Consider the following 21,469-nt stretch of genomic DNA (forward strand, 5'->3'; position numbering starts at 1 on the left):
AGAGTTAAACCGGGATTAGCATGAGCACAGGTATTAACATCTTGTGTTGCAAATCTAAAACACCCTACGCGAGAATCGGAAATTCTTTATAGAACCGAAGCAGGGATATGGTTTCTGTCCGTAGTTTTGTACGAACGAATTTCTTCATATCCTCATCCATTAACTCACCTAAACCGTTCAGAATACCTCGGTCACTCACACTTTCGAGATGGTCGATACATTTTTGCATGTAATCAGCTAGTGACATTTCCATGCGTTTTTCAACAATCTCTTTGTTTATCGGCGTTTGTTTCTGCATGAAGAACCAACTATCAAAGATATCACGATTCGTTAATTCTCCACGGTCAAGTAAAGCACAGAGTTTATGAGCGAACATATCCGGAGCGACCATAACCTGCATGTTGATACCCAGCAAGTTTTTTCTTTCGTAATGGTTATTCCACTGCCGATTGGATATTTCTATTTTCAATTTCCGTTCACCGACACCATAATCCAGTACGATAATTGGACCATAGAACTTTATTGCTTCATCGAATATCTTACCATATTTCAACAAGATTTTTCGCACCTTTTCATACACCGTTTTTTCTTTTGCCAAATCGAGTAGATTGAAGTCCAAATCGACCGAAAAACGGGGCAAATCATAAAAAAACATCAACGCTGTTCCACCTTTGAAACCGAGGCTATTTGCCAACTCGATATCGGAATAGATGTCTTTGAGTATCTGCGTCAAAAAAAATTTATGTTTGTTGATGTTAATCATTCGCAAGCAGTTTTTTGACTCTTGCCGTAAGCGTTTTGGAATTATATATCGGCAAAAGTTTAGTTATTAAATTCTTATCAATGGAATTTAGGTTGTCAAAATAGTATGTTGCATTTAAATACAAGATGTCCAAAAAGGCACGTTCGGGCGTGGCGATATTTACATTACCGATTTGACTGATACCTTGCGTGACGATAAGGATTTCACCCTTAATTTTTCGATAGGCACAAGTACGACCTTCTATATCGATACTACGACTCAAATAACTGACAGCAGTTATCCGTTCATCATACTGGAAAACAACACCGGCTTTTTGCAACACGTATTCCAATGAAATATAAGACGGAGTATAAAGCAAACAGACCAGTTCTTCGGGGTTGTAGTTGGGTTTAACATACACACCTTTTCGTGGACGAAGCAACTTTCCCTTGCGGACATAGTAATTCAACCGTTCGTTCAACTTCTTAAAGTCACTCTCTCCGATAAGCATAGCAATATCGTTCAGAGAGAACACAGTCCGAGCGTCGCTAAAAATCGACAAAATCAAATCGCTATTTCGAGAACTATTCATTGGATTATTTTCAATGTTTAGTTCACAAAACTAAGAAATAATTCCGATTCGACCAAATATCCTGCATTGTTTCTGCTATGCGCTAGGTTACCCGATTTTGACCGAAATAATCTTACCCGTTGATTTTTTTGCCGCACCCACCTCAACAACAAGACTTTATTAAAAAAGGACAATCGAAAAATCCATGAATGAAGTTTGTTTCAATTACTGATTTTCCGATTGCCCCTTGTTTAAACCATGTTTAAACCGGAAACTAACCTGAGAAATCCCAAGAAGTAATCTCTCTCACTAAAAGAGGGTGATCCGACGAATTTTTCACGTTCACGATAATTTTCATCTGCTCGAAAAAACGCCTTATCTTCTCGTCAATTCCGGAAACATAAATCATCTTTATCCCGCATTCCGCGAGCCATTGGACGAAATAATTCACGTTCCAGTTTTTCACCTCTCTGTTTTTTATAGAAACAACCTTATCATCCTCTGTCGTAATCGTTGACACCTTTATCGCTTTTCCTTCTATATTTCCACTAAGGTGGCAAAGTTGGTTATCTTCTAAAAACAATGCTGCTTTCATTCTTTCCTTTTAATAAATTGTATATGTTATGTTATAAAAATTACACCACTCTATACGGATAAAGGAGCAAAAAGGTTTAGTCGTTACACGTTAATCTCATTTGGCATTTGCCGTAAAAAACATACAATTACAAGCGGAAATTATAGTTATTAATAATCCCGACACGAGTACGAACCAAGCAAACGGATTGTCAACTATAAAAATAACAGACACGATTCCATTGATAAGCACAAAAATACTTATCAATAAAATCGGGTAAGCAAGAAACGCATGCGTTACATTCTTGGGGAGTAATAGCAACAATAACCACCCACTCAAAACAAGGGAAGCCCCACACATCAAACTCATGTATATCACGCTATTAAAATCACTTCTCGACAAGCACTCCAATCCGTCTTGTACAAGTGGCGTGAATGTCGCGATCTCGTGTATAACTCCCAAACAGACTATCATGATGGATAAAATCCTACTCGCGGGTACCAATTCTATTTTCATATTTCAAGTTTTAAAAATGATAGAACAAATGTATATCGTATATCACTTGCATTATTGACAATAATGCAATAATTTTGTCCAAAAGCGACAAAGTATGTATATATCGGCAGGTTTATTGAATATACTCATCAAGCAATTTCAAACGCCCCCAGCGGAACTTTCCAAGTTATTCACACAAAGAAAGTTTAACCAAGATACATTGCTAAACCCGACAACAAAAATTGACGCGAACATACTGGGATTATACTTGGAACACGTGGTAAAACAAAGCGGCAATAACAGAATAGGCTTAGAAACAGGATTTTTATTACCCTTTGTCTTAATCGGCAGTATGTACAATATTTATAACCGCAGTAAAAATGTCCGGGAGATTTTCGAGAATCCCGCACCTCTCGACCTCACGGCTAATGATATTCTAACCTACACGAACAGGGAGGACAACGATTATTTCTTTTTTGAAATATCAATGAATCGTGAATTCGCTCAACTATACCCGATAGCTTCCAGGCAATGGATGGAAATGCAATACGGCATTTCGCTTCAATACGCGTATAGTTTCACGGGAAGATATTTATATCCCTCGCGGGCTCACTCGATATACCCCAAGGAAGGCACGATTGACAAACTCGAAGAGTTTCTATATTGCCCGATAGAGTTTAATCAAGACAAGCTATCTCTCGCTTTCAAGCGTTCGGTACTGGATTTACCCATCATTACAGGAAACAAATCATTATATCCCGTCTTCGAGGACTACATGCACGAGATAAAACAAATGGATACGGAGCAAAGCAATAGTTTGGCAAGAACAGTTCGCCGCTATCTCATGCATAACCTTTCAAATACCGATTTATCTTTCAAACGCGTGGCAGAAAAATTCAACATGAGTGAAAGAAACATGCAACGCAAATTAAAATCGGAAGGCACATCATACCAACAGATATTAAATAACCTACGAATGGATTTAGCCCAAGAATATATCAGGGAAAAAGTACCTTTCACAGAGATTGCTTTTTTGCTAGGATTCGAGAGTCAAAGTGCATTCAACAAATTCTTTCATAAACAATTTCATACCACCCCCGGTCTTTACTCCGCCTCTTCCGTGTCCAGACAGAACGGATGACCTTCGCCTTCGGGGTCAAACATCGTTCTGGAAGTTCAGAAAAACAGAGAGGGGAACGCACACGTTCCCCTCTCCCGAGCATAATAATCACCACGTCACCTATCGACGCTCACGATACACGACATCTTTTATTCGCGCGAAACCGTCATATTCCACCCGTTTCGTCACGGTATTATTCACCCCGTCAACCGGATAGAATCCTAACTTGCCTCCGTTATTATCCGGGGCATCCGTGTTATAGGAAGCAACCATCAGTTCATATTGCCGAGCCATAAACTCTTCGGACTGATTGTTCAACTGACCTAAAGAACATTGGCGATACAGGTTGAATTTCAACATCGTCACCACTTCACGCTCCCCCAAAGCAATCGTACTCATCGGGTAAGTCGTGTTTGTTCCCAAGTTATGCAAATACACCTTATTCCCCACGGCATAAAACATATACGGGAATTGGGAATGAAAAGCGAAAGCCGTTGCCTTATCAAAATCGGGAGCATCCATATTCTCGTACTTGACTTCCTGCACGAAACCGTTACCGGACATATTAATCCCGTAAACGCGACGCCGTCCCCCGCCATCTTGCAAGACCGCGTACACCAACCCGTTAGAATAACGGGTACTCTCCATATGCACCAACTCCATGCCCGTCTTGAAACTGAACAAGCCGTTTTCCGGATCAGGCAACGGGGTTAAAGTCTGCATCGCGTCATCATCACTGTAATTGTACTTCCACCCCACGAACCTCCGGTTATCCGTATCATACAACAAAGCTGTCGACGCGTTCCCCGGACGAGCCATACTCACGCCGACATACGGGGCAACCTTGTATTCCGGTGCTTTTCCCCGTTCAGAAGTATTCACGGGATACTCGAAAGCAGCCCCGGCAGAACCCAGCACTTGCGCGTAAGCATTCCCCGCATCCGTCACGCAAAAGCAAGCCAAGGCTCCCGCCGTACTGCTGTTATTCACCGACGTGTAGCACACGACACGCTCATCCGCGGGAGGAATGATAAAATCAATATTATTGATATCCCACGAAACATCCGTCTTGAAGGTTTCCCGATCCAACTTATACGTGCCCTCACCCGTCATCACGTATATCACGTCATTAGGACTCGCGAAAAGATTCGGGTAAAAACCGATACCTTTGGCATACTTCAAATCCGGCAATCCCAACGGCGCCAACAAGTCATAAGCCGGGATAATCCGCTCCGCGGAAATAACCGAAATCATATCCATCCGCACACGTTCTTCTTCCCCCTCGTCACAAAGCACCATCCACCCCTCGTAGGTCGGGGACGACACCTTTATGTCGAAAGTAGCGGAAGCCTGTATTCCCGAACGCTTGTCCGTCACGGTAAACCACCCGATATACGTGTCCGCCACGAAAGCCGCCAACGTATCCAATTCCAGTGTTTTCGAGGGATTCAAATCCACCCATCTCTGCCCGGACACCATGACGCCCCCGGACTTTTTCTCGATCCTGTAACCGAATTCGAAATTAGTGTTATCCGCCCCGATCTCCCCTTCCAGCGAAGAAACGATCTTCGGTTTCACGACAATATGATCGGAATTTCCCAACACCTCAACCACCTCCGGGATATTCTCGATAGTTATTTCCGCCACCTCGTGGTACTCGTAATTTCCCTTATCATCAAAACAAGCACAAAGGGAAAAAGCAAACAAAAACAATATAATACGATTCATTTTCATAACATCATTTTTAAATATTATTCATACCGGGAATAATCCACCGCGTAGGAAGGAGCAAGCTGCATATACTTCCCGTCCGAATCCGATACCGGAGTTCCGGCATCCGCTTGTTCCTGCAAATACTTCTGCACGGTCATGGCAAAAAAACTAAAACGACCGTACGACACCTTAGCCCCGGCATACCCCGCGTTACTCCAATCTGCGGGAGTCAAACCGCAAGCCGCGTTAACAACCAGATACTTCTTGGGAGTCCAGTCCCCGAAAAAGCTCCCCCCGAACATCGACCAATAACTCGGCTCCGTGTACATCTCGCTCAACGAGAAAGCGAACACATCCCCGTGAATCATCTCACCCGTCGCCGTATAAGCACTCGTGTTCTTGTACTCCGGGAAATAACACTTGAAATACTCGTTATCCTCCAAGCGAAGAGCCAAACGCACCGTTCTCTCCATCAAATCATCCGTGCGGTAAAAACGCACCCGCACGGATGCCGTACTGGCTCCTGCCGGAACCACCACCGTATCCAGATCCAACTCGTAATGCTTCCCCTCCACGGCTGTCGTTCCCGCCTCGTCTACCACCACTTTGAAAGGACGGTCATAATCCGCCACCTTTCCCATCGTCCGCACGGTAGCCGCAAGCATCACGCTCTTTGCCGAGGCTTGCGCCGACACGAACGAATAAGAAAGCGAATCCGCGTAAAACTCCGTGGTACTGCCGTAAATATAACTCGTCACCCGTTGGAAATAAATTCCGGCATCATCCGTGGTAAAAAACGGGATATCCTGCTTCTCGCAAGCGCTCAAAATAAAACACAATCCCGCACCCCATAATATATTTTTCCATTTCATAATCTTATCCTTTTAACGATTAGCAATTTCACCGGAAGGCATTGGCAGCACGTAACGTTCCTCCCTTGCCCCGTAAGTACTGGTATCATACCCGTTCTCGTCACTGTTTATATTAATATACAAACGCTTGTACATGAAAAAGATTTGTCCTTCCCCGATAAACTCCCGCAAATACTCTCCCCGCAACCGTTTCATGAAATCATCTTCCGAAACCGCCGTCAAATTCGGCAATCCCCTCCGCGCACGGGCTTGATTCAGCCACTCGTACCGATCCGCCAACACGGGCTCACATTCCGCCGCGATATAATACACCTCACTCAAGCGAATCAATGACATGAAAACAGCATAGAAATACTCCGTTTCCGTCGTCCCGCTAGGCTGGTCGATTCCCTTGTACTTGATAAGCACGTGTCCGCTCTCTCCCACCCCGGAAGCAATCTGCCACCACGTCTGGAAACGGTAATCCTGTGTTTCTCCCGCGAAAAGACTCGTGTTCACGAAATCTTTCCGGGGATGCAGGTAATTATTCCCTGCTTGTTCCGCGCTGAAATAACCGGTATAAATATCCTTCCTGTCTTTCTTGTAAATACCCGCCAGCACCTCCGTCGAGAACACCCGGTCGGGATTCGTCTGGTTTGCCAAAAGCTTGTTCGGGTCTACCGCGGGAAAATGTTCATCCACCCTCTTGTCCGTCAGTAACTTTCGGGCAACAGCCAAAGCATTCGCCTGTTCTCCCGCGTACAAGTACACCCTTGCCTTCAACGCCTGAACGGCATAATAATTCATCCGCAACTGGCGATAACGCGAATACACGTCTTGATCTTCCTCGAGGGAAGCCATAGGCCCCTCCGCGATAACCGGATCACTATCCGCCAACAAACCCTCCGCCTCGTCCAAATCCCGCAAAATCTTCTCGTGAATTACCGAATCGGCAGGCAACAACGGCAAGGCTAGCACTTTCGACGACTCGTTATAAGGGATTGATTCCGCTTGCGGTTGGAGCTTATAGACCGGACCGAACAAACGCAACATATCAAAATGCAAAAAGGCTCGCACGGCAAGCATCTCCCCTTTCAGCACCCGCGATTCCACCGTCGACAACACCCCCTCGCTCTTGTCGATATTCTCCAGTACCACGTTACAATTCAATATCGTGTTATAAGCCGCCGTCCACGTGTTCGACAACTCCGTTTCCACCGAATTATCCGTGTAAGCAAACGTGCTCAACGCCGTCAGATACGTGTTCACCGACAGCGGCTGATAACGTTTCGATATCACATCCACCAACTCGTAAGAAAGATTCTTCCCGTAAAGAGCCGCGGACGCCATCTTATTGTAAATCCCGTTCACCGCTGTATAATACCCGCCTCTCGTGGCGAACAACTGTTTCTCCGATTGCTTGTCCTTGGGTTGCACGTCCAGAAAATCGGCACACCCGACACTGCACGCCAACATCAACCCGCTCCAAATTATATTTCGTAATCTCATACTCATCTGTTATTAAAAATTAAACGAAAGTCCTGCCTCCATACTTCTCGCGAAGGGATACGCTATACCCCTCTCCGACCGAATCGTCGATGCCCGGAACACGTCACGCGCGGATGCCTGTATCTTCAAGCTACTCAACCCGAGCTTCTTGATCCACCCGTCATAGAACTCGTATCCCACGTAAACCGACTCCAGAGTCAACACGTTCTCCTTCTGCACGAAACGGGAAGACATCGGGGTACTCTCCGCGCTGGCGATATCCTTGAAACGCACCATATCCCCCACTTCCTGCCAACGCTCGTACAGCGCACGCTTGTCTTGATTCCGGTTCAAGGCACTCCTCGAGATATTCTCCACCTTGCTGTACAACGCCTCGTTGAACACGTCCGCCCCCATCTGGTAACGGAAATTCAGACTCACCGACAAACCTTTCCAGTTCAACGAGGTACCAAGCACCCCCTCCACGTCGGGACGGGTATTCCCGCAAATCACCTCGTCATCATAGGAAAAATCATAAGTATAACTGCCATCCTTGGCATAAAACAACTCTTTCCCGTTCGAGGGATCAATCCCCGCGGACTTCACCGCCCAAATATCATCCGGGTCTGCCCCGTCATAATACCTCACCGTGTTCGCCCCCTTTCCACTGGCGTTCAACGTGGAAAGCTTATTCCCGATCTTGTCAATCTTGCTCTTCTGCGTCCTCACGTTAGCCCGAATCATCCACGAGAAGCGCTCCGCGAAATTCTGGAAAATATAGTACGACACCGAAGCCGTCAAACCTTGCGACACCTGCTCCCCGGCATTCGTCATGTACGTCGGCGTACCGGAAGAAAGCGGGGTACTCACCTTAATCAATAGCGGGTCTGTCACCTTGTAATAATAATCCGCCGTCAGGGAAAATCGCTTGTTGAACAACGTCACGTCCAACCCGATATTCTTGTCCACGGTAATCTGCCACTCCAAATCCGGGTTCCCGACCTGCGACAACACGGCTCCCAGCCCGAAATAGTTCATCGCCCCGTATTGAAACGAGTACGTCAGCAACGACTGTGCCGAATCAAAACTCTGGTTCCCCGGGTTTCCGATCGACGCCCTCAACTTCAACAAGTCTATCCATCCCACGTGATTCATGATAAACTTCTCCTTGTGCAAATTCCATCCCAGTCCCACCGACCACGTCGTGTTATACTTCCGGGAGGTACCGAAAACCGACGACCCGCTCGCGCGCAAACTGAAATCCATCAAATAGCGGTCGTCAAAAGAATACCCCGTGTTGAAATACCCGTTCACCGAGCGGGACACTGACTCGTAATAAGTGGGCGTTCCGTTTTCGGGGTAACCGTTCGAGAACGAGGGATAAGAAAAATCACCCTCTGGGAACCCTTGCGCCGAATACCCTTGCGTGAGCGACTTATTGCTAAAAACATTTCCACCCGCCACCAGATTCACCCGGTGTTTTCCCAACAACTTCGCGTAAGTAACACTCAATTCCCCCTCCACCTGATTCGTCCGGGTATTTGCCGAGCGGTATTCCCCCTTCTTGATGGCCTCCACGTCCTCGTACCGGGTATCATTTCGGGAATAAAACTTCTCCGTGTCGTCATTCCCGTAAGTAATCCCCAACCGGGCACGCACCCGCCACTCCGCCGTGGGAAAATACTCCGCCATGAAATAATTACTCAACGAGAGGTTCTTCCCCTCGTCCCGGCTATTCTGACTGGCGTTCCACAACGGGTTTGATGCCTTAAAGAAATCATTTTTCTCCAACCATTTATCCACCGTCCCTGAATCATTATACTTCTTGTAATAAGGATTCGCCGCCGCGTATTCACTGAATGCCACGATTGGGTTCTTATAGTCGGTCGATGTCAACGAGAATTTATTCGAGAACTGGAATTTCGACACCCGGTAAATCAAATCGATATTACCGCTGATCACACTCCGGTCGGACTTTTCCATCACACCGGAAATCCCGTTATATCCCGCTCCCAGCCCGAACAGGAAATTTCCTTCACCCCCTTGCACATAAAGGGAATGTTTTTGGTTTACCCCCACCCGCAAAGGCTCAGCCAACCAATAGGTATCCACGCCACTCTCGATAGCCCTCAATTTCTCGTTATACAACTCGTTCATCTCCACCTCGCTTACCGCCGACCAAGATGCGGGTTCATACCTTCCCGCCAATCGTTCGAACTCCAACTTCTCCCTAGCGTTCATCAAATTATAACTCGACAAATCCGGCATCGACAGATTCATGTTCCCGTTATAACTTACCTGCAATTTCCCCGCTTCCGGCTTCACGGTTTCCACCACGATCACCCCGTTTGCCGCCTTCGACCCGTAAATGGCTGTCGAAGCCGCATCTTTCAGAATCGTGATCGACGCCACCCGGTTAATATCCAAGTCATTAATTGCCGCCAACGTCGACTCGAAACCGTCCAGTATAAAAAGCGGCTGATTCGGGTCGGCATCCAATTCATCCCTCAACCCCAACATACTCGACTTCCCCCGAATCTCCATGTTCGGCAACCTGTTCGGGTCTGAGCCGAACTGGTTATCCTCGATAATCGCGAAAGCCGGGTCTAACGTCTTCAGGCTTTGCAGCACATTCTGCGTTCCCATCGTCTTCAATTCTGCTGCCGAGTACGTGGACGCCGATCCCGTGAAACTCTCCTTCTTGCGGGTAAAGATTCCCGTCACCACCACGTCCGCCAGTTCCACCTCGTCCGCCTGCATCACGATCGAAAGTTCCTTCCTCACCTCCCCACTCTTTAACCGTGGCAACTTCACGCTCACCGTCTTCATCCCGATAAAAGAAACCACCAGAGTAGCCGTGTCCGCGGGCAGTAACAACTTGAACTTTCCATCCACATCCGTGGCAGTCCCCACCAGCGTCCCCGCCAAACGTACCGTGACTCCCGGCAAAGGCACACCTTTATCATCCGTCACCTTCCCCTTCACCTCCTTACTCTCCACGCCGGTTGAATCCCTCCCCCCGGCATTAGCCAACAGCGGGAATCCCAACAGCAAAACCATAAATAACCGGATAATCACGATTACCGCCATCTTCCGAGGTAGTAACTTTCGCTTAAAAACTTTCCTGTCATAAGTTTTTTTCATAACTTTGATTGTTAATTAATTAATAAAATTGATTTACACAAGGGGGGTGATATTCAACGTTTCTCAGGCATAGAATACACCCTCTATTTTATTTTTCCGTTTCTTCTTTCAATATATCCATCTTTTGTTCTCTTGGAATATCTTTCATTCTATTCTGTAAATATCCTGGATAATAGAGTTCCATCGTATGCTCCAAACTCCTCAAATGCTGTAAACTATAAGCATAATAATGAGCGATTACACTTTTCATCCTTACCAAATGATACATAAATTGACCGTAATCCTCCAGACGTTCACTCATCTTACGCTTTTTTCTCTTTTCCCCGTCTTTTTCTGTAAAATAAAACCCGAATACATGGTATATTTCCACGTAATGCATTTCCAAATTACAATGATTCAATACACCCAACAACTTCACGATCTTTTGCAACGTGTTGTACAAGATTTGTAATTTCTCTCTTTCCAAAACATCCCCCAAAGCAGAAGGACAAAGTAACATTGCTTCATTTAAAAAAAATCTTTTTAGTTCTTCATCATTGATAATTTCACTTTCTTTTTTCATTTCAATTGTTATTAGTTAAATTATTATCCCATACTCTATGTTCTATTACTCTCGTTTCTGAATAAGATAAATTCCATTCTTTTTGTTTTATACAATCTCATTTGTAAGCCTATTAGCTTCCATGCGTTCCGTACAAAAGTTCTTACTTTACAAACCTAAGTAAATGAAAAATGAAAACGAAAGTACAACTTTATACGTCGGAAAAAGCAAAACAGTATAGACTTGACGCCGATATGAGTTTAAGATATCTTGGAGATTGTTTAAACGTTTCTCACACGTTTATTCATGATGTTGAAGATCCTGAAAAAGATCAAGCTTACAACCTTAATCATATAAATGAACTCGCCAAGATATTTAAATGTACCCTGTGGGATTTTATCCCAGAAAAACCACTTTAAACAGATGAATAAAATCGAAATAACTGTGTTTCTCGCATCGTTTTAATTTTGAAGTTAGTAATTAATATTCTTGTGAATGTAACTTTATTTACTCATTTTAAAACCACTGCTGTTTTAACTAACTTTTAAGTTACACCTTCTTTCTTCGTAATCCTATTTTATACCTATCTGTATAATAGTGATTTTGTAATTATTCTCCAGTACGCTTATTACTACAAATATTCACTATCCTCAAATGCAAATATAATACAGGGTAATAACCCCTGCAAATTTTTAAAAGAAAATCTTTTCTTTATCATTAATTTTTTTTCAAAATGGAAGCAACAAAGACACAAATTGAAACAACAAAAACTGAAATAGAACTATACGTAATCAATAAAGTCAAAGAATTAAGAAAGGCTGCTAAATTGAGTCAAGAAAAACTCTCATTAGAATTAAAACTTGATAGCTCTTTTGTCGGACACGCAGAAAGATTATCTAGAGAAGAAAAATATAATTTGAATCATATTAACGAAATTGCAAAATACTTTGATGTTCCAATCGCAAGTTTCTTTCCCCCTAAATATTTAGAAACTGATTGCATTGAAGATTATTGGATAAAACATCCCGTACAAAGACAAAAATATGACAGATTACATAAACAACAAAAAGGATAATATACTTACATAGTAGAATATATATAATCTCTCCCCAAGAACATTCTCTAATAAAATTCATTCATTGACCAAAAAATAAGAATTTCCAAGTCTATGATACAGGATAACTTCATTGCCGCATTCGAAATGGATAACTCCTACATTACAAAATTTAAATTAAGCAATACCAATCTAACCTACCCTTACCTAATTCCTTTTACACGAAGGCCCACTGTAATCCTACCTAGCCTCCGTTCTTGCTCCGTTTCTCCTGTAAAGATTCTATAATCTTTCATATAGCAACATCAGAGCGAAACTATTCATACAACGCCCACATAGTATATCTTTCCTTGTACTTCCTCGGCTCTTCTTTGGGATTTCAGTAGTAAAAGGTCATGCTCTTTAAGGTGTCTTATTCTAAAAAATGCACTTGTTACAATAGATAACAACAATATTACATTTCTCTATTTAATGAATATCAAATCAAGTATATCAATTTTAGGGTAATACAAATTGAGGTGTTGCAGAATTAGGTTCCACTATAGGTTTATTTACTTTAAGAACGACAGGCATCGGGAAATCAACCCCCATTAAAATAGCTTCTCCTGCACCTAAAACTGGTAAAAATGACAATGAGTTCTTGTTAGCCGAAGAACATGCATTTTCAACGGCATCTTTATCAAATGGATTGATTAAGCGATGAACAATAAAAGTTCCCATCTGACTTAATGTACCTTGTGGAATATCTCTCGGCATTTGAGTAGCCAAACATAAAAACAAACCATGTTTTCTACATTCTTTAGCAATTTGATCAAAAGAATCAAGACGTGTCATTTCAAAATATTCATCTTTTACACTTCGGTTGAGATATTGATGAGCTTCATCTATGAAAAGAACAACAGGCTTACTCTTAAAATCTCCTTGTCGAGATTTTTCTAATAAATTTTTCCCAATAGCATTGGCTAAGATCTCTCTTGCTTGAAAATCATACCCTACTTGCTCAAATCCTATTCGCAAAAGATTTTTATCCCCATTTAGAAATTCTTGCATTTCTGTTATTAATTCACCTTCATCTGTTTTATCCTTTTGGAATCCAAAAATAACATCAAACAATGGGTTATTAATCAGACTTTTCGTCCTCAAAATTAAGCTTATGCAATTATTGAGATGGGTATCATTACGTCCTCCCCATTTCATATGATCATTCTTGTCTATATCCCAGATGCACTCTTTGATTATTTGACTAGCCAATAGTCTTATATCAAAATCAGAATTAAAACTCTCTATATCTACCATATTTTGCTCATAAATGCGATTGAACGGGCGCATCAACTGATTTTCTTTTGTAACCGTCCCGCCATCAACTTTAATAAGCTCTTCAATTCCATCCCTAATTTTGACTTTAAAACCATCATCAACTTTTGTTATATTAGTACTCGTTAAATAAGTATTTTCTAATACTCTCAATACTTTAAGAGATTTTATAGCCTCAGCCAACTTAGGTGCTTGAACTTGTCCAGATGGACGAAGCAAGACAAAAAGGTCTCCTATTGTGAGATTAGTATAATGAAAAAAAGCACTATTTGCTAAAATAGCAGGAGTTGCTGAATAAGATTGCTTGTCATGAGTAGCATATTCACCAGTTGCATCAATCAGAATAGCTTTTCCCTTATTTACAATTATCCCTTCAATCAATTTACTAACAGTATAGCTTTTACCTCCACCTGTTGTACCAACAACAGCACAATGTCTTCCGAATATAGCTTGCTGGGATATCTCTACCTCGGTTGACTTATCATATGTAAGACATCCTAAACTAAATACAGGTGGATTTGTGTTTTCTTTTTTCACCCCGAAACCTTTGAAATACCCTTTAATAAAGTTGGAAGAACAAACGAACACCTTCGCCCCAACCGATGGTAATGAATTCAAGCCTTTTTCTACTTCTGTAGGATTAAATAAATCGAATGAAAGTAATATTTCGATTTTGCCTGTTGGATGAAATTCTTTATTCTGAAAAGACTTTTCGCTAAGTTCTAAGCGCTCATTTTCAGGCAGTGATATCTCAAGCATCTTCCCTAAGAATCCATGTTGTTCACCTTCTATGACTACATAATTTCCAACTAATCCTCCATTATATTGCTCACCTCTGAATACAAATGATTTTAATAATACGGAAGATGGAAAATGTACTTTTACATATTGGGGGGTTACTTGATTGATGTAACCAATAAAATAATTGTGCTCAAAAGGATTTCTATTCATGGCTTTCAGACAAGTTAATTTTAATAGCACGATATTCATCTTGATTATATGTTTGTAAATCAGGATAATTTTCTGCAAATTCTTTAAATTCTTCGCTTACAAGGCAGATATTGGAATGCTTAAAAGATAAATCATAGAGCCATTTTAAAGAACCCTTTGCTTTGATACTTCTATTTACTACCATTATCTGAAAACTGGGATTCTGCTCCAATGCTTCTTGAATAACAGTTACAATATGCTTGTCATTAAAACTGAATCCTATACAAACCAACATCACGTTTTCTTTACGGAGACTTTGTTGAAAGCGAGCCATCATTTCGAAAAAAGGCTGTTCGTAAGAACTTTCATATTTACTATCTTTAGGATAAATCATCAAAGCCTTATTCACTTTCTCTGACTGCTTAATTCCTCTATCCGTTTTTTCCCAATCAACAGACCCATGTGGTTTATACAAATGAAGGACCCTTGTAACAAAATTATCTTCTTCCTTTACTCTACTACTATTGCGTAATACAATATCATAATCGAAATTTCTTCCACTAAAATAGCGCGGGAATGAAAAGGAGAACCCATCTATGAGTGTAAAATTTTTCTTTAATGCAGCTTGTTCAAATAACGTGTCATAATTTAAAGTAAATATTTTTACACGAGGCAAGGTTACTTTTCTTTTTGTTATTTTTTCAAGAAATGGTAAATGAGGTGCATCATCAGGCAGAACCAATTCACAACTCTCTTTTATGAGTTGCTGTATTTCATCTATCATTGTTTTAATGTCAATATCCTTATCAGTAACATATTCTTTTGCAGCATTAGCCATTGACAATAGACTTTCTAAGTTTTTTACATACTCACCTTTTGAATCTTTTGCAGTATAATGGACTAATGCACAAAATTTCTTAAGTTTCTCTTTGGTATATTTCATTTCTACATCATCCCATAAATGACTAAGAAGCCGTCCTTCTTTCTTTTTTCCATTCTCATCATTGACTCCTATGCCTACAGAAGAGCCCGCCCCTGTAAGAATTATTAAATTTTCGAATTGTTTATTCAAAAACTTCTGATACTTATTTCTTTGAGCCTGTTTTGCAAATGCTTCTTTATCTGTTAAAGCATCTTTAAATCGGTCTTCATCAACGATCTTTCCATCAATATAGACGTTGTTAATCTTATCATCTTTATCTTTTTGCACCTGCACGCTCTCTGAGCCATTTATAAATAAATATTTTTCCATATTTGAAAGAAATTAAATCATTTATTATTTTCAAATAATACGACTGATTAATTTTCTAAAGAGTATCCACAATTTCATGTTACTAGAGTCTCATTATAATTATCCCCCACCTATGAATTTTTTTTTCAAGATGAGTTCCGGAAGTATGATTTTTACTTCCTTATTCCCATCACATTTCCAATACACAATAAAGTTAACCTTAATCGTTTTAAGCATATATCCTTTTTGTTGCAACACTTCTAACTTCTCTCCAAAATTCGTTGAAAATTTCAATACGGGTTCCTTTTGAACTGTAAAACAAGTATCACCCTCAAATACCAATTCATCGCCACTCGTCAAACCATCAATATATCGTTGTCTATTACGAAAAAAATTCAACCAAACATCTTTATGCCCCAAATGCAAGCATAATTCATCGGGCACACCATAATCATTACAATTCTCCATTTTCTGCACAGTTTTCATATCTACATGCTTCCAATATGGCTTGTTCGCATGAATGTAAAGATTCTGTTTTGCCCTAGTCATAGCCACGTAAAGCAATCTTTTCTCTTCATCAGAGGCAAGAGTGAAATCTTCCAAATGCAAGAAAATATTGTCAAACTCCCTTCCTTTCGCTTTATGCATGGTCGACACAAAAATAGTCTCTCCATCTTGCTCCAAAAAGTCTTCAAACTTGGACTCTCTTATAAACAAATCTAAATCTGATTTATATCTGCCGGATTTATTCGTTTCCTCAAAATCTTTGATAAGTCTATTAACAATCTCAATTTTGGTACTCTTCCCATACTTCTTTTGCAATTCCTGTTTGGCATACTTCCATCTATCATCACTTATTTTAGGAGTATAAAATTCCGTATGAAGTAGCCCAACAAAATACCTTATCTCTTGTAAATCATACAAATTAAATTGATCATTGGACTGTATAAGCTTAGCACGTAAACCTTTTCTCAACAACAACCCCGCAATTTGCGCCGCATCCTCATTCTTTTTCGTGAGCACGCAAGTTGTACCCGCAAGCCCAGTGCCATATACCTCTTCAACCAAGGGAATAATAAGGTTGTCGGTATTATTATAGTAGGTGATTCGTATTTCCCCGTTATCCCGTTGAACTGCAACAATGGATTCCTTTTTCAATCTATTCCGAATACGCCCCACAAATTCATTTGAAAACAATACCAAATTGTTTTTACTCCGGTAATTTTCTATCAATTCATATTTAACAGCATCTTTCCCTGTAATCAATTCTTTCAGATATTTTGAATCTGCATCCCGGAATCCATAAATATTCTGATCATCATCGCCCACGGCTATAACACGCATCTCTTCGTTAAAGTCCATTAAGGCTTCTACCAAAGAATATTCATCACTGTTCATATCTTGAGCCTCGTCAATCACCAAAACCGTCTTGGTGATTTTACACAACTCGATATCCCTGCTTCTTATTTTCTCAGTTGCAACACGAACTATATTTTTTGACTTTTCCAAATCACCAACAAATCCCAATAGGTCGAAGCAAAAAGAATGGAATGTTTTTATCTCAACGAAACTTGCTGCATTCCCAATTAATTTGATTAATCGTTTCTTGAACTCGGTTGCGGCAGCCCGAGAGAATGTAAGCATTAACAATTGCTCGTGTTTTACATCCTCCATAAGTAGCAATGAAGCTAATTTATGTACCAACACTCTCGTTTTCCCACTACCCGGTCCTGCTGCCACAACAATATATTTAGACTTATTGTCCTTGATAATTTTCAATTGTTCCGTGGATAATTCTCCAAAAAGCTGTTGAAATTTAGCCGGAGTGATATTCCTTGTCAATTCTTTTTGCCTGCTGTTACTAAAATACTTGTTCAAAAAAGAAACATGATTTAAACGGAAATAATCATCCACGAACTGCAAAGCTTCCTTGTAACCGCTAATCATCTTTTTCGCATACTCCCCGACTATATGGATTTGTTCTGTCTTATTTTTATAGAATTGATCGAGTTTCCCGTAATCACTCGTCGTGTACTGTTTAGAATTATTTCCCTCTAATCTCTCAATAGTCAGCTTGTTATAAACAACCAAGAATCCTCCTTCAATTTTAATAGCCTCAACACGAGAAAGATAAAATAACGCATTCTCCACGTCAGCAAGTCCCGCATTCACTTTAAAAAGAGATTGCTGTTTCTCGTACGCCTCTTTCAGTTCAAGAACAGAAAACTCTATTAAAACCTCATCATTAGAAGACTCTAATATGATTTTTTTATTCTTCTCGTAAATATACTCCAAAATGAATTTTGCTAATTGTTGCCTCTTCTCCAACCATTCCTCTATTCTCTTCTTAGGTTGTTTTAAAGCCAGAACAATATGATTTTTAGAATAACCACTATTATCATATCGTTTTCGGTTTAACCACTTCTGTATATCCCAGAAATTAATAATCGTTTTTATCTTATCGAGAGTAACATTCTTATCCTGTCCCGCAGCTATTCCTTCATTAAGTTCTTTCAAATTGTACGTGTTTCCCTCTTCATCCAGAACCGATAACAAGTAATTTTCTATTTTACAATACGTTTCAAGTATGGAAAGCGAACGATTATATTTTTCACCCTTTTTAATAAAAGCGGTAAGATCCTTAGCATCTGCCAGTATTCGTTCTTCACGCATCAAGTTTATAATGTGAATCACGTCTTCTCGCACAATGCCTAAATGATCGGAAATATAATCAACCCGGGATTCCGCGATTTCATCGTTAACATGCCTGCGACTTCTCGTCGAAAACAATTTCTTTATGATCCGTGTCGCATGTTCTTTTTGTTTATCATCAAAACGAGAGGAATTTCTAATTTTAGTGATAGCCTCTTCAGCATTTCTTGTTAAAATACTATTCGCAAAAACCCTAGGCATATTCTGCCCTCGTTTCAAGTAACCCGCTTCCTCGAGTGCCGCAATCGCAGACTTCACTCGTGTTTCTATTTCATTCAAATTATCATCCCAACCCGCTTTTCGGGCAATTTCCAGTGCCGAATTAGATATCTTTGATCTGAATCTGGTAAGACTTTTAATAGCTTTCCATATTTGTTGAATCTCTTTCTGGTTCAATCGTGTTTGGTTAAGCAAAGTAAAATGCTTGTCTAAATCTTGTTCGTTAAACAAGACATAACAATCAGCTGTTATATTTTCATCCCGTCCCGCTCTTCCCGCTTCCTGCACGTAATTCTCAAGAGAATCGGAAATCTCATAATGAATAACCATCCCCACGTCCTTTTTATCAACCCCCATACCAAAAGCTGACGTAGCAACGATGATTCTAACTTCCCCCGCCATAAAAGCATCTTGATTCTCTTTTTTCTGCTTCACGTCCATTTTCCCGTGGTACGCTCTCGCATCAAACCCATCCTCACGAAGTTGTTGCGCAAGCATGGTTGCCCTATGAGTTCGTGATGTGTACACGATAACCGGACAATCCTTAGATTCTAGCAAATTACGCAACATATTGTACTTTTCTTCATCATTCCCATTATTATAGACTTCATAATGAAGGTTAGTCCTTGAAGTATTGGCAGCAAAAAGTTCAAGTTCTACCGAAAGCCTATCCTTGAAATATGCCTTTATATCTCCTATTACTTTTTGTTTTGCCGTGGCTGTAAAACACGAGATCGGTATGGATTCATCGAGTTGTTTTTCCCATTGTATCAACTTTATAAAGTCCGCAATATACATATAATCCGGTCGAAAATCCTGTCCCCACACTGAAAAACGATGTGCCTCGTCAATCACAAAACGTGCGATTTTCCGTCCAAGTAATAAACGCTCTATTGTTTTAGAGCGTAGTGACTCCGGGGAGATATACAATATGCAAGCCGAACCGTTTTCTATCCTTTCAATAGATTTAGCCCTTTCTATCGGATCCAATAAACCATTAATTGTCACGGCATCCGTGATACCACTTTTTTCAAGATTATCCACCTGATCTTTCATCAACGATTGTAAAGGAGAGATCACGATCGTAAGTGCTTTCGTATTCTCTCCTGCCATAAGTGCAGGCACTTGGAACGTCAGTGACTTACCGCCACCTGTTGGGAATATCGCCAATATTGATTTATTAGCAACAGCCGCTTTTACAGCATTTTCTTGCAAAGCCTCTTCTGCATATTTCCTGTAAGAGTCAAAGTTGAAATAACGCTTTAATGCCCCGTGAATATCTAATGAACGCCTACAATAAGGACATCCCGATAAACATGGATTGCCCCGCAACAGGTGCATGATATTCTCCACCACAGGATAATTCTTAAGTACCCAACGCGGTGTTATTGAATAACGACTTCGAGCGTGAATCAAAGCAAGACAGTATGCAAGTTCAACCGGATGATGGTGTACAAAATATTCGAAATCAGCCTCATCACAAACTTCACCATGGAATTTCCGCCGAATTAAAGTTACCACATTCAAGAAACTTACAGAATAATCCATGTACCGAAAGAAAGCGGCAAATTCTTCTATATTATTTAAAAGCAGATAATAAATTTGCTTCAATTCTTCGTCCAATTGCTTAAATGCATTTTCTTCGTCGTAAAACAAATTCTTTGCTTTTATGGAATCATTAAGAGGATTATTATAATTTTCCGGATCTAGTTTATCATCTTTTACAAGATTGTGGTATGGTTGAGCGGGAAATAACAAAGGCGAAAAATAAAGTGTATCTATTTTATCAAGCTTGCCTACATCCGGTATTTCTTTTTCTATATATTTCAAATCATGTTTGAATATATTATGCCCACATATATACCCCGTTCCATCTAAAAAATTGACAAAATTACCAATGAAAGTAGAGTGAAATGTCTCTCCATTACTTTTTACACTCCCGATGTCAACTATTTTATGACCATTAGGATCTACCTCAAGATCAAAAAAGGTTATGGATTTCATTAGCTATATTTACTTACATTTTCTATTCAAAAAATCTCTTTACCAATCCACAATGATAATTCACAAATATATTAATCTATTACATCATTTCCAACAAAATAAAGCATTAACATAACACTTTTTCTTTATCCAATAAATTTTGATGATAACGTATTTTTTCGGAAGGATACTCATAACCATAATTAATTAGAACAAATTTCTTCTGATTGCAATACTTACACTCTTTGTCATACGCCCAATATATCATACAATATATAAAATCGTCATTCTTATTTATTTTATGATAGGTTGACCAATATATTATTTCAAGATTATTGGCATAAAACGAGTATTCACATATTTTCCCATTATCCTCAGCATCCATTTTATCTTTGTGTAAACAGGAAAAACAGACAATCGTACAGTTGTTTTCCGCTACATTTCATTTCTATAATGCACTATATTTGCAGCATAATAGAAACAAAATAAAGACATAACCTTCCTAAGATTTAATATACCACAAGATTTTTTGAATGAAGTTTTCTCCTTATCGTAAATTTATCGTATTTTTGAATAACAAATTCATCCTTGAATGAGAAATCTTATGCACTCAATTGGCATCACTAAAGAAAAAATACAGGCAAGGCAATACCTAGCGGTAGACGATATTAATAATTTATTAAAATTAGAATATGCTCACCAAACAAGAAATACTTCAACTCCTAAACGACACAGAATGTCATAGAGTAGAGCGAACAATATCCAAGAACGATATGGATAAGTTCTG

15 protein-coding genes are annotated in these 21,469 nt (G+C 40.3%); 3 read left to right on the forward strand and 12 right to left on the reverse strand.

Annotation, left to right across the window (positions count from 1 at the left end; all coding sequences use genetic code 11):
- Positions 1–64: 64 nt before the first annotated feature.
- The 4 genes from H8S64_RS20990 to H8S64_RS21005 form a co-directional block, all read right to left on the reverse strand.
- Entirely contained in the window at positions 65–763 is a 699-nt protein-coding gene (locus H8S64_RS20990; RefSeq protein WP_255301846.1) for a nucleotidyl transferase AbiEii/AbiGii toxin family protein, read from the reverse strand.
- Positions 756–1,334 (reverse strand): type IV toxin-antitoxin system AbiEi family antitoxin domain-containing protein, encoded by a 579-nt coding sequence (locus H8S64_RS20995; protein ID WP_186978603.1) that lies wholly within the window; start codon positions 1,332–1,334, stop codon positions 756–758. Before H8S64_RS20995 ends, H8S64_RS20990 begins: the two co-directional genes overlap by 8 nt.
- A 253-nt stretch (positions 1,335–1,587) precedes the next feature.
- A complete protein-coding gene (locus H8S64_RS21000) occupies positions 1,588–1,908 on the reverse strand; it encodes a hypothetical protein (RefSeq protein ID WP_186978604.1) in 321 nt (106 codons plus the stop codon).
- A gap of 96 nt (positions 1,909–2,004) precedes the next feature.
- Complete coding sequence (locus H8S64_RS21005) at positions 2,005–2,403, reverse strand: hypothetical protein (RefSeq protein ID WP_186978605.1); 399 nt, start codon at positions 2,401–2,403, stop codon at positions 2,005–2,007.
- A gap of 94 nt (positions 2,404–2,497) precedes the next feature.
- Between H8S64_RS21005 and H8S64_RS21010 the strand changes: the two genes are divergently transcribed.
- Complete coding sequence (locus tag H8S64_RS21010) at positions 2,498–3,523, forward strand: helix-turn-helix transcriptional regulator (RefSeq protein WP_186978606.1); 1,026 nt, start codon at positions 2,498–2,500, stop codon at positions 3,521–3,523.
- 99 nt (positions 3,524–3,622) lie between these two features.
- On the opposite strand, the gene H8S64_RS21015 is transcribed toward H8S64_RS21010, so the two are convergent.
- From H8S64_RS21015 to H8S64_RS21035, 5 genes are all read right to left on the reverse strand, one after another.
- Complete coding sequence (locus H8S64_RS21015; protein WP_186978607.1) at positions 3,623–5,236, reverse strand: PKD-like family lipoprotein; 1,614 nt, start codon at positions 5,234–5,236, stop codon at positions 3,623–3,625.
- Positions 5,237–5,253: 17 nt separating this feature from the next.
- Positions 5,254–6,087 (reverse strand): DUF4843 domain-containing protein, encoded by an 834-nt coding sequence (locus tag H8S64_RS21020; protein ID WP_186978608.1) that lies wholly within the window; start codon positions 6,085–6,087, stop codon positions 5,254–5,256.
- Positions 6,088–6,099: 12 nt separating this feature from the next.
- Positions 6,100–7,575 (reverse strand): RagB/SusD family nutrient uptake outer membrane protein, encoded by a 1,476-nt coding sequence (locus H8S64_RS21025; RefSeq protein WP_186978609.1) that lies wholly within the window; start codon positions 7,573–7,575, stop codon positions 6,100–6,102.
- 12 nt (positions 7,576–7,587) lie between these two features.
- Entirely contained in the window at positions 7,588–10,698 is a 3,111-nt protein-coding gene (locus H8S64_RS21030) for a SusC/RagA family TonB-linked outer membrane protein (protein ID WP_186978610.1), read from the reverse strand.
- Between the two features lie 88 nt (positions 10,699–10,786).
- Positions 10,787–11,260: a hypothetical protein gene (locus H8S64_RS21035; protein WP_186978611.1), complete on the reverse strand. Its 474-nt coding sequence runs from the start codon at positions 11,258–11,260 to the stop codon at positions 10,787–10,789.
- A 170-nt stretch (positions 11,261–11,430) separates the two neighbouring features.
- Between H8S64_RS21035 and H8S64_RS21040 the strand changes: the two genes are divergently transcribed.
- Together H8S64_RS21040 and H8S64_RS21045 are read left to right on the forward strand one after the other, a co-directional pair.
- The gene (locus H8S64_RS21040) at positions 11,431–11,658 is read left to right on the forward strand and encodes a ricin-type beta-trefoil lectin domain protein (protein ID WP_027202337.1); all 228 of its coding nucleotides are present in this window, start codon (positions 11,431–11,433) and stop codon (positions 11,656–11,658) included.
- 314 nt (positions 11,659–11,972) lie between these two features.
- Positions 11,973–12,314 carry a helix-turn-helix transcriptional regulator gene (locus H8S64_RS21045; protein ID WP_186978612.1) on the forward strand — a complete coding sequence of 114 codons (342 nt, stop codon included), beginning with the start codon at positions 11,973–11,975 and terminating at the stop codon, positions 12,312–12,314.
- Between the two features lie 477 nt (positions 12,315–12,791).
- Here the strand turns inward: H8S64_RS21045 and H8S64_RS21050 are convergent, their stop codons facing one another.
- The 3 genes from H8S64_RS21050 to H8S64_RS21060 all read right to left on the reverse strand — a co-directional run bounded on the left by H8S64_RS21050 (position 12,792) and on the right by H8S64_RS21060 (position 20,529).
- Entirely contained in the window at positions 12,792–14,558 is a 1,767-nt protein-coding gene (locus H8S64_RS21050) for an ATP-binding protein (protein WP_186978613.1), read from the reverse strand.
- Entirely contained in the window at positions 14,551–15,789 is a 1,239-nt protein-coding gene (locus tag H8S64_RS21055) for an SIR2 family protein (RefSeq protein WP_186978614.1), read from the reverse strand. The genes H8S64_RS21050 and H8S64_RS21055 overlap by 8 nt, the downstream gene beginning before the upstream one ends.
- Before the next feature lie 99 nt (positions 15,790–15,888).
- A complete protein-coding gene (locus H8S64_RS21060; RefSeq protein ID WP_255469660.1) occupies positions 15,889–20,529 on the reverse strand; it encodes a RecQ family ATP-dependent DNA helicase in 4,641 nt (1,546 codons plus the stop codon).
- Between the last annotated feature and the right edge of the window lie 940 nt (positions 20,530–21,469).

Origin of the sequence: Butyricimonas hominis, assembly GCF_014287455.1 — a bacterium.
GTDB classification, from domain to species: domain Bacteria; phylum Bacteroidota; class Bacteroidia; order Bacteroidales; family Marinifilaceae; genus Butyricimonas; species Butyricimonas muris.

What these genes read in the sequence shown, in the direction of transcription:
- H8S64_RS21040 (WP_027202337.1), top strand. Translation starts at nt 11,431, where the DNA reads ATGAAAACGAAAGTACAACTTTATACGTCGGAAAAAGCAAAACAGTAT.
- H8S64_RS21035 (WP_186978611.1), bottom strand. Translation starts at nt 11,260, where the DNA reads ATGAAAAAAGAAAGTGAAATTATCAATGATGAAGAACTAAAAAGATTT.
- H8S64_RS20990 (WP_255301846.1), bottom strand. Translation starts at nt 763, where the DNA reads ATGATTAACATCAACAAACATAAATTTTTTTTGACGCAGATACTCAAA.
- H8S64_RS21005 (WP_186978605.1), bottom strand. Translation starts at nt 2,403, where the DNA reads ATGAAAATAGAATTGGTACCCGCGAGTAGGATTTTATCCATCATGATA.
- H8S64_RS20995 (WP_186978603.1), bottom strand. Translation starts at nt 1,334, where the DNA reads ATGAATAGTTCTCGAAATAGCGATTTGATTTTGTCGATTTTTAGCGAC.
- H8S64_RS21000 (WP_186978604.1), bottom strand. Translation starts at nt 1,908, where the DNA reads ATGAAAGCAGCATTGTTTTTAGAAGATAACCAACTTTGCCACCTTAGT.
- H8S64_RS21030 (WP_186978610.1), bottom strand. Translation starts at nt 10,698, where the DNA reads ATGAAAAAAACTTATGACAGGAAAGTTTTTAAGCGAAAGTTACTACCT.
- H8S64_RS21025 (WP_186978609.1), bottom strand. Translation starts at nt 7,575, where the DNA reads ATGAGATTACGAAATATAATTTGGAGCGGGTTGATGTTGGCGTGCAGT.
- H8S64_RS21045 (WP_186978612.1), top strand. Translation starts at nt 11,973, where the DNA reads ATGGAAGCAACAAAGACACAAATTGAAACAACAAAAACTGAAATAGAA.
- H8S64_RS21010 (WP_186978606.1), top strand. Translation starts at nt 2,498, where the DNA reads ATGTATATATCGGCAGGTTTATTGAATATACTCATCAAGCAATTTCAA.
- H8S64_RS21015 (WP_186978607.1), bottom strand. Translation starts at nt 5,236, where the DNA reads ATGAAAATGAATCGTATTATATTGTTTTTGTTTGCTTTTTCCCTTTGT.
- H8S64_RS21055 (WP_186978614.1), bottom strand. Translation starts at nt 15,789, where the DNA reads ATGGAAAAATATTTATTTATAAATGGCTCAGAGAGCGTGCAGGTGCAA.
- H8S64_RS21020 (WP_186978608.1), bottom strand. Translation starts at nt 6,087, where the DNA reads ATGAAATGGAAAAATATATTATGGGGTGCGGGATTGTGTTTTATTTTG.
- H8S64_RS21050 (WP_186978613.1), bottom strand. Translation starts at nt 14,558, where the DNA reads ATGAATAGAAATCCTTTTGAGCACAATTATTTTATTGGTTACATCAAT.